The organism is Lachnoclostridium phocaeense (genome assembly GCF_959599685.1).
GTDB lineage: Bacteria > Bacillota > Clostridia > Lachnospirales > Lachnospiraceae > Claveliimonas > Claveliimonas monacensis.
In genome coordinates this window covers 1-12,087 of record NZ_CAUGIN010000012.1, presented here as the reverse complement: position 1 = coordinate 12,087, position 12,087 = coordinate 1, and the positions used below count along the sequence as shown (strand labels likewise).

The window sequence follows — 12,087 nt, the reverse complement described above, 5'->3', positions numbered from 1 at the left end:
AGGATTTTTTGAGTGCGGAGTGGGTGAAGAGAGGATGGTCAGAAAATTTGAGGAGAGGGACCTAGAAGCGGTCATGGAGCTCTGGCTCGCGGGCAATTTGCAGGCCCACAGCTTTATCCCGGAGCAGTACTGGAAGGACGTGGAGGAGTTTGTTAGAAGCCTGCTGCCAGGCGCGGCCCTCTATGTGTACGAGGGGGAGACAGACTGCCCGGACGGATTTATAGGTCTGAACGGGGATTATATAGAGGGTATTTTTGTGAGAAGTGAAAAGCGGTCAGGCGGTATCGGCACCGCCCTGCTGGACTTCGCTAAAAAAGGCCATAGCGCTCTCGCCCTTCGGGTATACCAGAAGAATGAGAGAGCAGTGGACTTTTATCTGAAAAACGGGTTCCGCATCCGGGAGGAGGGACTGGATGCGGATACCGGAGAAAGAGAGTATGAGATGGTGTGGGAAGGAGAAGGAAGATGATGAGGGATGCAGAAAAGACGATAGGAAATATGGCGGACAAGGCGGGCAACTGCTTTATAAGCTACGTGGACGGAGAGGGCTTTCCGGTGACAAAGGCCATGCTGAAGCCAAGGCAGAGGGAGGGGATCAGGACATTCTGGTTTTCCACAAACACATCCTCCAACAAGGTGAAATGCTTCCGGGATAACCCGAAGGCCAGCATCTACTTCATGGACAGGCGCTATTTCAGAGGCGCCAGCCTGTCCGGCACAGTGGAGGTACTGGAGGACCCGGAGGTGAAGGAGCGGCTCTGGCTGGAGGGAGACACGCTGTTCTACAAGGAGGGCGTGACGGACCCGGATTACTGTGTGCTCAAATTCACGGCAGAGAAGGGGCGCTACTACAGCAATATGAAGTCGGAGGACTTTGAAATCTGACGGGGAAGTCCACTTTAGAAAAGGCTGTCCATGGAGGACAGCCTTTTTGGGTTTTCAAAACAGATCGCTATGTGTGCCGGTAAAAATTAGTGTTTGCTATAAGACCACTTCTTCTGGTATTTATCCTTCTATCATTTACATGTAGAGTATAATATACATCTGGATACCAGCGTCAGCATCTGGTATAATAAAACTTAAACTCACCGGACTACACAGAAGAAAGGCAGGCAAGTATGATGAAGAGCAAGGTGACAAGAGAGGAAGCGCTGGAGCTTCTGAAAACATATAACAAGGAACCCTTCCACATCCAGCACGGACTGACTGTGGAGAAGGTGATGCGCTGGTATGCCCGCGAGCTGGGATACGGCGATGAGGAAGAATACTGGGGGATCACAGGACTCCTTCACGATATTGATTTTGAACTGTACCCGGAGCAGCACTGCCAGAAGGCGCCGGAACTTCTCAGAGAAGGAGGAGTGGGGGAGGACATGATCCACTCCGTGTGTTCCCACGGATACGGCATTTGCTCGGATGAGGAGCCTGCCTGTGAGATGGAGAAGGTTCTCTTTGCCGCGGACGAGCTGACGGGCCTGATCTGGGCGGCGGCTCTGATGCGGCCTTCGAAGAGCGTAATGGACATGGAAGTGTCCAGTGTCAAAAAGAAGTTTAAAGACAAGCGTTTTGCAGCCGGATGCTCCAGGGATATCATACGGCAAGGGGCGCAGATACTTGGCTGGGAGCTGAATGATCTGTTCGGCAAGACCCTGCAGGCCATGCAGTCCTGCGAGAAGGAGATCCAGGAAGAAATGGCAGGCATGTAAGGTAGACAAAGTAGAGGGAATAGAACATTTATGGATTATTGCTACACAGAAGGAATTTCCTTTTTAGAAAAGGTAACAGAAAAATTAAAAGAGAGGATAGAAAAGCTGGACCAGTCTATCCTGGCAGGGCAGAAAGACATTGAGAGTATGCATGACTACTACTGGGAGAACTATACTGAGATGGACCAGTACGGTTATGAGGATTATGACAATCAGCAGGCTCTTCTTAGTCAGACAAATGCCAACAATGAGCTGCTTCTTAAAAGAAGACGGTTCAGAAAGATGCTGGATTCTCCCTTTTTCGGGCGTGTTGATTTCGTCTATGACGGTGAGGAGGAGGCAGAAGTCTTTTATATCGGCATCGGGAATTTTGCCGAGGATACCGGTATGACACCTCTGATCTACGACTGGAGAGCGCCGGTTAGCGGGCTTTTCTACGACTATGACAAAGGCCCGGCCTCCTATCAGGCGCCTGCAGGTACCCTGGAGGGCGAGATCACTGCCAAGAGACAGTACAAGATCCGAAAAGGGAAGATGATCTACGCTTTTGAGAGCGACACAAAGATCGATGATGAGATATTGAAGACGGAGCTGGGTACAAACGGGGATATAAAGCTGAAAAATATTGTCAGCACCATTCAGAAGGAGCAGAATGCGATCATCCGCAACACAAAGGACAAGATCCTGGCTATCCAGGGTGTGGCGGGCAGCGGCAAGACTTCTGTGGCTCTCCACAGGATCGCCTATCTTCTGTACCATGACAGGGAAAATCTGAAATCTTCGGATGTGCTGATCCTGTCCCCGAACAGCGTCTTTGCAGACTATATCTCCCATATTCTGCCGGAGCTGGGAGAGGAGCCGGTGCAGGAGATGAGCTTTGATCTGTTTGCCTACAAAGAACTGAAAGGCACCGCAGCTGACTGTGAAGACCGGTGGCATCATCTGGAGCGGACCATGAAATTCCCGGATGAGGAGAGGGAACGGATCTATAAAGAGAAGCAGTCAGAAGTGATGGCGGCTCAGATAGAGGGATTTCTCGCACTTCTCGAGGACAGCCTGATGGACTTTAAGGATGTAGAATTTAAGGGACTGAAGAAAACGGAAAGTGAACTGATCCAGCTGTTTTACGTTAAGTTTCAGGATATTCCCCTGCTGAAAAGAATGGATGCGGTGATGGAGTATTTTGTGGATGAGTTTGAGACGCTCAGGGACCGGGATCTCTCCGATGAGGAGCGGGAGTATGTCCAGGAGAAATTTGACCGCATGTATGTGACAAAAGATATCTATACCATCTATAACTGGCTTATGGAAGACTGCAGATACCCCTGTCTTGCGGATGTCCCCTGTGAAAAGCGGGTCCTGGAGTACGAGGATGTCTTCCCCATGCTGTATCTCAAGTACAGGCTGATGGGACGAGGGAACCACAGGCGGGTGAAGCATCTTGTCATTGATGAGATGCAGGATTACTCCTATATCCAGTATCTGATCCTGGCAGAGCTTTTTTCCTGCAGTATGACGATCCTGGGGGACAAGTTCCAGACCATGGATGATCATGTACAGGATGTGCTTCCTTTTCTGCCAAAAGTATTTGGAAGGAAAGTGCGGAAAATTGTTATGGACAAGAGCTACCGGAACACGGTGGAGATTGCGGCCTACGCTGCCGGCATTCATGGAAGCGAAGTGCCTGGACTGCTGGAACGCCACGGAAAAGAGGTGATGGAGGCCTCTTTTGAAAATATGGAACAGCTCCTTGAGAAAGTGGAGGAGAACCTGAAGATCAGCGGGGAGGACGGTTTTGAGACGGCTGCGGTGCTGGCCATGACCGAGGAGGAGGCCTGGGAGATCAGCCAGCTCCTGAAGAAACGAGGACTTCCGTTGTCCTATATTGACAGGGACAGCAACGCCTTTAAGCCGGGGCTCACAGTGACTACCTTTTACCTGGCCAAGGGGCTGGAATTTGATCAGGTGTTTACTGTGTGGAATGAGAAGAAGGTAAACCCCCTTCTTACGCAGGCAAAGTATATCTGCGCAACACGAGCTCTCCACGAACTGTATATGTTTGAAGAAAATTCCGAATATTATCTTTGAAAACATACAATTTGTTGACAATATACCTCTTCTGCTATAAGATGAATACAAATATCTTTATGAGGAGGAACTGCATATGAGGAGGAAGAGCACAGGGAAGCTCCTGTGCGCGCTATTGGCTTTTGTACTGGTTTTTACGGCCGCAGGATGTGGGGCAGAAGATGAGGCGTCTGACAGGGCCAAGGCCCAGGCAGAGGAGGAAGAACGCCTGGCCGAAGAAGAGAGGGAAGCGGCTCGGGAGGCACAGAGAGCAGCTGAGCAGGCCCAGGCAACGGCAGAGCAGGAGATTTACTATTTCTACGACAGCATGGAAGAGTATGCGTCCTCGGATCTGGTGCAGAACATAGTGAACAGCGCGCTTGAGGAGTACAAAACAGATGAGATCGGCTTTGCCATCCGGGGGGAGGGCAACCGCCTGATTTACGAGTACACTTACAAGACCCTGGCTATGACAGAGGAGATGCCCCCTGTGCTGGAGGAGGAGCTGGAGAAACAGGCCGATGCGCTGCAGTCCGTGGCTGACTCCCTGAAGGATGTGGTCAACGTGGAGCAGCCCACCGTGGTGGTGCGGTACCTGGACATGAACGGGGCACAGATCGCTGCCCGGGAATACACGTCCCAGCAGGATCCCCAGTGACGGGAAATACGAAAGGACGAAAAGGAAGGGTGACAGCCATGGATCAGGAAAGAATCGAGAAGCAGTTCTCTTTTATCCGTGAGATCGACAGGGAGAAATTTATCGGAAGGCAGACGTATCTGTCAGACGGGGAGAGGAAGGAGAACGATGCGGAGCACGCCTGGCACATGGCCATTATGACCGTTCTCCTCTCGGAGTACGCCAATGAGAAGATCGATGTGCTCAGGACAGTGACTATGCTTCTCATACACGACATCGTGGAGATCGACGCGGGGGATACCTACGCTTACGACGAGGAGGGGAAGAAGACACAGAAGGAGAGGGAGCGAAAGGCTGCGGAGAGACTCTACGGTCTGCTGCCCTCTGATCAGGGAGAGAAGCTGAAAAGCCTGTGGGAGGAATTTGAGGCCTGCGCTACACCGGAGGCCAGGTTTGCCCGCTGCATGGACAACCTCCAACCCATGATGCTCAACGCTGTCACAGACGGGAAGGGCTGGGTGGAGCATCAGGTGGAGTTGTCTCAGATCCTGGGCAGGAATCAAAATACCCACACAGGTTCGGAAATACTTTGGGAATACGCCAGGAAGAATTGGATTGACCCCAATGTGGAGAAGGGAACGATCAAAGGAGGAAAATAAGTATGGATATGAAAGCAATGTTTCAATTGAGTTATGGCCTGTTTGTAGTGACTGCAAAAGAGGGAGAAAAGGACAATGGGTGTATCACCAACACGGCAGGACAGGTGACCACAACGCCGAATCGGATCACACTGGCTGTGAACAAGAACAACTATACCCACGACATGATCCTGCGCACAGGAGTCTTCAATGTGTCCATCCTGTCTGAGAAGGCAGTTTTTGACACGTTCCGCCATTTCGGTTTCCAGAGCGGCCGGGATGTGGACAAGTTCGCAGATTACGGATCGGCAAAGCGCTCTGCCAATGGACTGTACTACATCACAGAAGGCACGAATGCCTACCTCTCCGCAAAAGTGGTGGACACCATGGATCTGGGGACCCACACGCTGTTCCTGGCAGACGTTACAGACGGGGAGGTGCTTGATAGCGCTGCTTCAGCCACCTATGCCTACTATCACTCCAACATTAAGCCGGCACCTGCAAAGGAGGAAAAGAAAGGCTGGAGATGCAAGATCTGCGGCTATATCTACGAGGGAGATGTGCTGCCTGAGGACTTTATCTGTCCTGTTTGCAAGCACGGCGCCGCTGACTTTGAGAAGATCTGATCAGAGAGCAGCATATGCATATAGGATAAATGCCCCGCATAGATTAGGTATAAAGCTATGTGGGGCATTCGGCATGAAAAGAGAAGGAAAAGACGAGGATATGCTGCTTCGCAGCCGCATAGCAGGTGCGGCGGAAGTACCCAGAGAACTGCTTTTGTCCCTCCCGGTCCTCACAGCTACGGGCAGACAGGAGATCCGGGTGGAAAACTACCGGGGAATACAGGAATACACCCAGGAGCTGATCCGCATCAATACAAGGAGCGGTCAGATCCGCCTGACAGGGAAGCGCCTGTCCATAGAATATTACACTAACACAGAGATGAAGATCACCGGGCTGATCAACAGTATAGAATATAAATGAGAGATGGGAGGATGAACAGTTGATCTGGTCCATGATCCGATACATAAAGGGATATCTTCTGATCCGGGTGGAGGGATACTCACCAGAGCGGTTCCTGAACGCCTGCAGCCACAGAGGCATTGAACTGTGGGGGCTGCGCTCTGCTGGCGGCGCCTACGAGATGTACATGACACTGAAAGATTTCCGAAAGATCAAAGCTCTTTCAAAGAAGACCGGGACAAAGGTGAGGGTCAGGCGGCGGTATGGCCTTCCTTTTTTTTTACACAGATACCGGAAGCGGAAGCTGTTCTTTGCAGGTGCCTTTCTTGCGGTGTGCCTTGTCTATATTCTCACCCTCTTTATATGGGAGATAGACATCAGAGGGAACTTAAGGAGGACGGATGAAGCGCTCCTCTCCTTTTTGCGCTCCAGGGATGTCTACTGTGGGATGACAGCAGGGAGCGTGGACTGCGACCAGATCGCAGATGACCTGCGGGGCGCATACGCAGATCTGGTGTGGGTCTCGGCTTCTGTGCACGGGACCAGGCTTGTCATACAGGTGAAGGAAAATGAACACTTATCGGCGCAGACAGGGGGCAGGGCCCAGGAAACAGAAGGAACGGACCTGGCCGCCACACAGGACTGCACCATTCTCTCCATTGTCACAAGACAGGGGACGCCGCTGGTCCATGAGGGGGACCAGGTGAAAAAAGGAGATCTTCTCGTAAATGGAAGGCTGGATCTGAAAAATGACGCGGGGGAAGTGACCGGATACAGGTACTGCAAAGCCCAGGCTGACATCACAGGAGAGTATCAGATCTCCTATGAGGACACCATGGAAAGAGAATTCGAGATACGAAGCTATCAGTATGAACGGAATAACCTGGTGCGGCAGGAAGAGCTCTTTTTGCGGGCGGGAGACAGAATTTTTTCTTTTGGGCGGCTGAAGAACAATTATCAGGAGTATGATTACTATGTAGAGGAGAGCCAGCTGACTGTGGGGGAGAATTTTTCCCTTCCGCTTTTCTGGGGAAGAAGGACGGCCGTTCCCTGCAGTGTCCGCCGGGAAAACTACACGGACAGTCAGTTGCAGCAGCTTTTGAGCAGGAGATTTGAGAAGGCCTGCCAGGACATAGAAAAAAAGGGACTGGAAATTATAGAGAATGATGTTAAAATATACACAGAGCAAAATGCGGCCTGTGCCCGGGGCACACTGACTGTGAGAGGGCCTGTGGCGGGGGAAGTCCCCACGCAGATCCTTCCGGAGCCCCAGGCGGAAGACCAGACAGAAAGGGAAGACCAGACGAATGGGAATGAATGAACTGACCATCGATATTCCGGCTGAGTATCAGATGCATGTATTCGGCCAGTTTGACAGCTTTGCAAAAAAGATCGAGCGCACACTTCACGTGACGCTGATCCCCAGGGGAGACACAGTGAAGATCCTGGGGGAAGAAGGGCAGGCCCAGAAGGCCAGGAGCGTTCTGGCGCAGCTGACCGAGCTTGCACGTAGAGGCAATGAGATCCGGGAACAGAATGTGGACTACACCCTCTCTCTTGCCATGGAGGATCAGGAGGATCAGGTGCTGGAGATAGACAGAGACATGATCTGCCATACCCTCCAGGGCAAGCCCATCAAGCCCAAGACTCTCGGACAGAAAAAATATGTGGATGCCATCCGGCAGAAGATGATCGTCTTTGGCCTGGGCCCGGCGGGAACGGGAAAGACTTATCTGGCCATGGCTATGGCCATTACGGCATTTAAAAATAACGAGGTGGGTCGGATCATACTGACCCGGCCGGCCATTGAGGCGGGAGAGAAGCTGGGCTTTCTGCCTGGAGATCTTCAGAGCAAGATTGATCCTTACCTGCGCCCCCTCTACGATGCCCTGTATCAGATCATGGGGGCGGAGAGTTTCCTGAAGAATTCAGAGAAAGGGCTCATCGAGGTAGCGCCTCTTGCCTATATGAGAGGCCGGACGCTGGACAATGCCTTTATCATACTGGATGAGGCCCAGAACACCACGCCCGCCCAGATGAAGATGTTCCTGACCCGCATCGGCTTTGGATCCAAGGTGGTGATCACCGGGGATGCCACACAGAAAGACCTGCCGTCCGGCCAGGTTTCAGGGCTGGACGTGGCCGTCAATGTGGTGAAGAATATTGACGATATCAGCATCTGCCATCTGACCAGCAGGGATGTGGTGCGCCATCCCCTTGTTCAGAGGATCGTCAAGGCTTACGAGGAGTATGAGGCAAAAGCGGAGTCTAAAAAGAGCAGAGGAAGAGACAGAAGGAGAAAATAAATGTCACTTTATTTTGAAGAGGAAGGGGCGGTAAAACTGCCTCTTCCCTGTGAAGAACTGGCTGGCAAAGTTATTGAGGCGGCCCTGGACTATGTGGGGTGCCCCTACGAGGCGCAGGTGAACCTGCTCCTCACCACAAATGAGCAGATCCATGAGATGAACCGGCAGTTTCGGGGAATTGACAGACCCACGGACGTGCTCTCTTTCCCTATGTTGGAGTACGCAGAGCCTGGAGACTTTGATTTCCTTGAAGAGAGAGAGGACTGCTTTGATCCCGAAAGCGGAGAGCTTGTCCTGGGTGATATTGTAATCTCCAAGGAGAAAGTGCTGGAGCAGGCGGAGGCTTTCGGCCACTCAGCGGAGAGAGAATATGCTTTCTTAATCGCCCATTCTGTGTTACACTTAACTGGATATGACCATATCGAGGAGCAGGAGCGGCTCGTTATGGAACAGAAGCAGAGGGATATTCTGGAACAACTCCAGATTTTACGATAGGAAAAGATATGGAGCAATATTATGTCTAAGAAAAAAGGAACGAACTTTCTGGCACAGGGGACGATACTTGCCGCAGCCGCCATGATCACCAAGGTGGTGGGGCTTGCCTACCGCATCCCCCTGACCAATATTATGGGCAGCGAGGGGAACGGATACTACGGCGTCGTTTTCCAGGTGTACAGCCTTGCGTTGATGCTCACCTCCTACAGCCTTCCTATGGCCGTGTCCAAGCTGGTGTCCGCCAGAGTGGCCGTGGGACAGTATAAGAACGCTTACCGGGTGTTCCAGGGGGCGATGGTGTTTGCCCTGGCAGCCGGCGGCATCGTGACTGCCATTGTGTTTTTTGGTGCCGGATTTATCTCCACGGATATACTGAAGATGGGCATGAGCGTCTATGCTCTGCGCGTATTGGCGCCCTGCATCCTGATCGTTGCGTTCCTGGGAGTCCTGCGGGGATTTTTCCAGGGCTACGGTACCATGATCCCCACGGCTGTCTCCCAGGTGATCGAGCAGCTGATGAATGCCATTGTCAGCGTTGTAGGTGCCTACCTTCTCATGCAGACAGGCCGGGCTATGGCAAGCGGCGAGGAGAAGGAAATGTACGGCGCTGCCTTTGCCGCTGCCGGAGGAACGCTGGGAACGGTTATCGGCGCATTGACCGCACTGTTGTTTCTGCTGTTCGTGTTTGCGGCTTACAAGACAAGGCTGAAGAAGCAGATGAGAAGAGACAGGACCAGGAGGCTGGAGACGAGGGGGCAGGTGTACAAAGTACTCCTCTGTACCATCGCTCCTGTCATACTCAGTGCCACAGTCTACAATATCAGCAACATTGTGGATCAGACCATGTTTTCCAACATCATGTCCGCCCAGGGGATGGCAGAGAGAGAGTACTCCTCCCTTCTGGGTATGCTGAACGGGCAGTATGACACAATGACCAACATCCCCCTGAGTGTGTCAAGCGCCCTGGCTTCCTCCTTCATTCCCAGCCTGGTGGCTACCATCCAGACCGGGAACCGGAAGCAGATCCACAGCAAGATCAATATGGTCTCACGTTTTAACATGATGATCGCGATCCCCTGCGCAGCTGGATTTATTTCCCTGGCAGGTCCCCTTCTGGACCTTTTGTATTTTACCCAGGATAATGCGATTCCGGCACTCATGCTGAGGATCGGAGGCATCTCTGTGGTGTTTTTCTGCCTGTCTACTGTGACGAACGCAGCGCTTCAGGGACTGGATGAGATGAGCAAACCTGTGAAGAATGCAGCTATCTCCCTGGTGATCCATGTGGCGTCCCTGTTCATCATGCTGGTTGTCTTTAAGTGGGGAATTTATTCTATTCCTGTCAGCAAGATCATATTTGCTGCGTCCATCTGTATCCTGAATGCCCACGACCTGCGGGAGACCTGCGGATATGTGCAGGAGCAGCGGCAGACGTTTGTGATACCGGCCATTGCGTCTGTGATCATGAGTATTGTTGCCCTTCTTGTGCATCTTCTGGGTGTGCTGTTCATTGGCGAGATGCCGGCCACTGTGCTGGCGGTGATCGCGGCAGTTATAGCTTACGGCATCAGTCTGGTAGGACTTGGAGGCATTACAGAAGAGGAGATCCTGGCTGCACCTAAGGGAGCCACTCTTGTTTCTATATGCAGGAAACTGCATCTGATCAGGGGAAGATACCGCTAAGGGCGGTGTATAAGTTGTGGAAAATCTGCCGATACTTTACTAAAAAAAGGAGTTGTCCTTATGAAGAGAAAGTTGAGTATCGGTTTTTTCACTGCCACTCTGGCAGCCTTTATCATTCTGGCCGCGGCCTATCATTTTACCTATGAAAGAGCGGTGGAGCGGGCCCGGGAGGAAGTGGCCCTCGCCGGACAGGAGGAAGAAGAGGAGGAGCAGCAGAGCGGACAGACTGTGACCACAGAGGGAGACGCGGTTAAGGAGGACGCTTACTATCTGATGGAAGTCAATGGATATGTAGTGGTTTTCCTGAGTGACAAAAAGACGGCTTATGATTACACGAGCATTGAAGTTTCCTCCCTTCCGGCTACAGTGCAAAATGAAGTCAAAAACGGAAAGTATATTGAGAGCACAGAGCTTCTCTACAGCTTTCTTGAGAATTACACGAGCTAGGAGCAGGCCGCTCCCAAATTTACAAAAAATATACATGAGGAAGAAAAAATGGATGAAAACAAGATAAAGCGGATCAATGAACTCTACCATAAATCCAAGGCAGAAGGGCTGACTGACGCGGAGAAGAAAGAGCAGCAGCTTTTGCGTCAGGAGTATATCGCATCTGTCAGGGAAAATCTGAGAGGACAGCTGAACAACATATCCATACAGGAAAAAGACGGCTCTGTCACAGATCTCGGAAAGAAATATGGAAGAAAAAAAGGAAATTAGAAAGCGTATCCTGGGTCTAAGGGAGGAGATGGACTGCCTAAACTGGCGGGAAAAGACAGCGGCTATCTTTCATAAAGTGACTGCCCATCCCTGGTTTCAGGAGGCAAATACCATCTATTGCTATGTGGATTTCCGAAATGAGGTCGGGACAGCAGATCTCATGGAAAAGGCCTGGGAAATGGGAAAGTCTGTAGCTGTGCCAAAGACTGACGGGGAGAGAATGGATTTTTACTATATCCGTTCTCTGCAGGAGACGGCTCCGGGAAATTTCGGTGTCAGGGAGCCGGATCCGAGGAAGTGCCGGATGGCGGATGGAAAAGAGGGGCTTTTGATCCTGCCGGGCAGTGCCTTTGATGTGAAGGGATACAGGATAGGCTACGGAAAAGGCTACTATGACAGGTATCTGCAGCTCCACCCGGAGCTTTTGCCCATGGCTGTTGCCTTTGATTTCCAGGTGCTGGAGGAGATTCCCCATGAGGCCCATGACAGAAGGGCGCAGGTGATCGCCACAGACAAAAGAATGATCGAGAACAGATGAGACGTACAAAAAATGAAAAAGGAGAGACAGGACAGATGATGAAGAAACTTCCGGGAGATCCGGTGCTGATGCTTGGTGTGGTAAATACAAAGCTGCGGGATTTTTACAGAGATCTGGACGACCTGTGCGACGACATGCAGGTGGATAAGGCGGAGATCACAAAAGCCCTGAAAGGGATTGATTACGAATATGACAGATCCAGAAATCAGTTTATATAAGAGAAGTCAAAGAAAAGCCACTGTTCAGGATAACTCTGAACAGTGGTTTTTCTCATCGCTTGAGAGCGTTTCAAGATTTGTGTAAACTGAAAAAACTGATATAAGATATGTCATTA

At 51.4% G+C, this 12,087-nt stretch carries 16 protein-coding genes; all 16 read left to right on the top strand.

Going from position 1 to position 12,087, the window contains the following annotated elements; translation table 11 throughout:
• Positions 1–34 precede the first annotated feature (34 nt).
• The 16 genes from Q5911_RS07115 (at position 35) to Q5911_RS07040 (ending at position 11,971) form a co-directional block, all read left to right on the top strand.
• The gene (locus Q5911_RS07115) at positions 35–469 is read left to right on the top strand and encodes a GNAT family N-acetyltransferase (RefSeq protein WP_303182024.1); all 435 of its coding nucleotides are present in this window, start codon (positions 35–37) and stop codon (positions 467–469) included.
• Entirely contained in the window at positions 469–885 is a 417-nt protein-coding gene (locus tag Q5911_RS07110) for a pyridoxamine 5'-phosphate oxidase family protein (RefSeq protein WP_076780828.1), read from the top strand. Before Q5911_RS07115 ends, Q5911_RS07110 begins: the two co-directional genes overlap by 1 nt.
• A 236-nt stretch (positions 886–1,121) precedes the next feature.
• A complete protein-coding gene (locus Q5911_RS07105) occupies positions 1,122–1,706 on the top strand; it encodes a hydrolase (RefSeq protein ID WP_303182115.1) in 585 nt (194 codons plus the stop codon).
• A 30-nt stretch (positions 1,707–1,736) separates the two neighbouring features.
• Positions 1,737–3,794: a HelD family protein gene (locus tag Q5911_RS07100; protein WP_303182021.1), complete on the top strand. Its 2,058-nt coding sequence runs from the start codon at positions 1,737–1,739 to the stop codon at positions 3,792–3,794.
• Positions 3,795–3,870: 76 nt separating this feature from the next.
• Entirely contained in the window at positions 3,871–4,431 is a 561-nt protein-coding gene (locus Q5911_RS07095; protein WP_303182019.1) for a DUF4854 domain-containing protein, read from the top strand.
• Positions 4,432–4,469: 38 nt separating this feature from the next.
• Positions 4,470–5,069 carry an HD domain-containing protein gene (locus Q5911_RS07090; protein ID WP_303182017.1) on the top strand — a complete coding sequence of 200 codons (600 nt, stop codon included), beginning with the start codon at positions 4,470–4,472 and terminating at the stop codon, positions 5,067–5,069.
• A 2-nt stretch (positions 5,070–5,071) separates the two neighbouring features.
• On the top strand, positions 5,072–5,674 hold the full coding sequence (locus tag Q5911_RS07085) for a flavin reductase (RefSeq protein WP_076777356.1): 603 nt from the start codon (positions 5,072–5,074) through the stop codon (positions 5,672–5,674).
• Positions 5,675–5,747: 73 nt separating this feature from the next.
• Positions 5,748–6,035: a YabP/YqfC family sporulation protein gene (locus Q5911_RS07080; protein WP_076777357.1), complete on the top strand. Its 288-nt coding sequence runs from the start codon at positions 5,748–5,750 to the stop codon at positions 6,033–6,035.
• 19 nt (positions 6,036–6,054) lie between these two features.
• A complete protein-coding gene (locus Q5911_RS07075) occupies positions 6,055–7,335 on the top strand; it encodes a sporulation protein YqfD (protein ID WP_303182014.1) in 1,281 nt (426 codons plus the stop codon).
• Complete coding sequence (locus Q5911_RS07070; RefSeq protein ID WP_076777358.1) at positions 7,322–8,320, top strand: PhoH family protein; 999 nt, start codon at positions 7,322–7,324, stop codon at positions 8,318–8,320. The genes Q5911_RS07075 and Q5911_RS07070 overlap by 14 nt, the downstream gene beginning before the upstream one ends.
• Positions 8,321–8,815 (top strand): rRNA maturation RNase YbeY, encoded by a 495-nt coding sequence (gene ybeY, locus Q5911_RS07065; RefSeq protein ID WP_226394079.1) that lies wholly within the window; start codon positions 8,321–8,323, stop codon positions 8,813–8,815.
• Between the two features lie 21 nt (positions 8,816–8,836).
• Positions 8,837–10,498 carry a putative polysaccharide biosynthesis protein gene (locus Q5911_RS07060; RefSeq protein ID WP_076777360.1) on the top strand — a complete coding sequence of 554 codons (1,662 nt, stop codon included), beginning with the start codon at positions 8,837–8,839 and terminating at the stop codon, positions 10,496–10,498.
• A gap of 60 nt (positions 10,499–10,558) precedes the next feature.
• Positions 10,559–10,945 (top strand): hypothetical protein, encoded by a 387-nt coding sequence (locus tag Q5911_RS07055; RefSeq protein ID WP_076777361.1) that lies wholly within the window; start codon positions 10,559–10,561, stop codon positions 10,943–10,945.
• Between the two features lie 48 nt (positions 10,946–10,993).
• On the top strand, positions 10,994–11,215 hold the full coding sequence (locus Q5911_RS07050) for a DUF896 domain-containing protein (RefSeq protein ID WP_076777362.1): 222 nt from the start codon (positions 10,994–10,996) through the stop codon (positions 11,213–11,215).
• Positions 11,193–11,753 (top strand): 5-formyltetrahydrofolate cyclo-ligase, encoded by a 561-nt coding sequence (locus Q5911_RS07045; protein ID WP_303182006.1) that lies wholly within the window; start codon positions 11,193–11,195, stop codon positions 11,751–11,753. Before Q5911_RS07050 ends, Q5911_RS07045 begins: the two co-directional genes overlap by 23 nt.
• 35 nt (positions 11,754–11,788) lie before the next feature.
• On the top strand, positions 11,789–11,971 hold the full coding sequence (locus tag Q5911_RS07040) for a DUF4250 domain-containing protein (protein WP_076780834.1): 183 nt from the start codon (positions 11,789–11,791) through the stop codon (positions 11,969–11,971).
• The last annotated feature ends 116 nt before the right edge of the window (positions 11,972–12,087 follow it).

What these genes read in the sequence shown, in the direction of transcription:
- Q5911_RS07115 (WP_303182024.1), top strand. Translation starts at nt 35, where the DNA reads ATGGTCAGAAAATTTGAGGAGAGGGACCTAGAAGCGGTCATGGAGCTC.
- Q5911_RS07110 (WP_076780828.1), top strand. Translation starts at nt 469, where the DNA reads ATGAGGGATGCAGAAAAGACGATAGGAAATATGGCGGACAAGGCGGGC.
- Q5911_RS07105 (WP_303182115.1), top strand. Translation starts at nt 1,122, where the DNA reads ATGAAGAGCAAGGTGACAAGAGAGGAAGCGCTGGAGCTTCTGAAAACA.
- Q5911_RS07100 (WP_303182021.1), top strand. Translation starts at nt 1,737, where the DNA reads ATGGATTATTGCTACACAGAAGGAATTTCCTTTTTAGAAAAGGTAACA.
- Q5911_RS07095 (WP_303182019.1), top strand. Translation starts at nt 3,871, where the DNA reads ATGAGGAGGAAGAGCACAGGGAAGCTCCTGTGCGCGCTATTGGCTTTT.
- Q5911_RS07090 (WP_303182017.1), top strand. Translation starts at nt 4,470, where the DNA reads ATGGATCAGGAAAGAATCGAGAAGCAGTTCTCTTTTATCCGTGAGATC.
- Q5911_RS07085 (WP_076777356.1), top strand. Translation starts at nt 5,072, where the DNA reads ATGGATATGAAAGCAATGTTTCAATTGAGTTATGGCCTGTTTGTAGTG.
- Q5911_RS07080 (WP_076777357.1), top strand. Translation starts at nt 5,748, where the DNA reads ATGAAAAGAGAAGGAAAAGACGAGGATATGCTGCTTCGCAGCCGCATA.
- Q5911_RS07070 (WP_076777358.1), top strand. Translation starts at nt 7,322, where the DNA reads ATGGGAATGAATGAACTGACCATCGATATTCCGGCTGAGTATCAGATG.
- ybeY (WP_226394079.1), top strand. Translation starts at nt 8,321, where the DNA reads ATGTCACTTTATTTTGAAGAGGAAGGGGCGGTAAAACTGCCTCTTCCC.
- Q5911_RS07060 (WP_076777360.1), top strand. Translation starts at nt 8,837, where the DNA reads ATGTCTAAGAAAAAAGGAACGAACTTTCTGGCACAGGGGACGATACTT.
- Q5911_RS07055 (WP_076777361.1), top strand. Translation starts at nt 10,559, where the DNA reads ATGAAGAGAAAGTTGAGTATCGGTTTTTTCACTGCCACTCTGGCAGCC.
- Q5911_RS07050 (WP_076777362.1), top strand. Translation starts at nt 10,994, where the DNA reads ATGGATGAAAACAAGATAAAGCGGATCAATGAACTCTACCATAAATCC.
- Q5911_RS07045 (WP_303182006.1), top strand. Translation starts at nt 11,193, where the DNA reads ATGGAAGAAAAAAAGGAAATTAGAAAGCGTATCCTGGGTCTAAGGGAG.
- Q5911_RS07040 (WP_076780834.1), top strand. Translation starts at nt 11,789, where the DNA reads ATGATGAAGAAACTTCCGGGAGATCCGGTGCTGATGCTTGGTGTGGTA.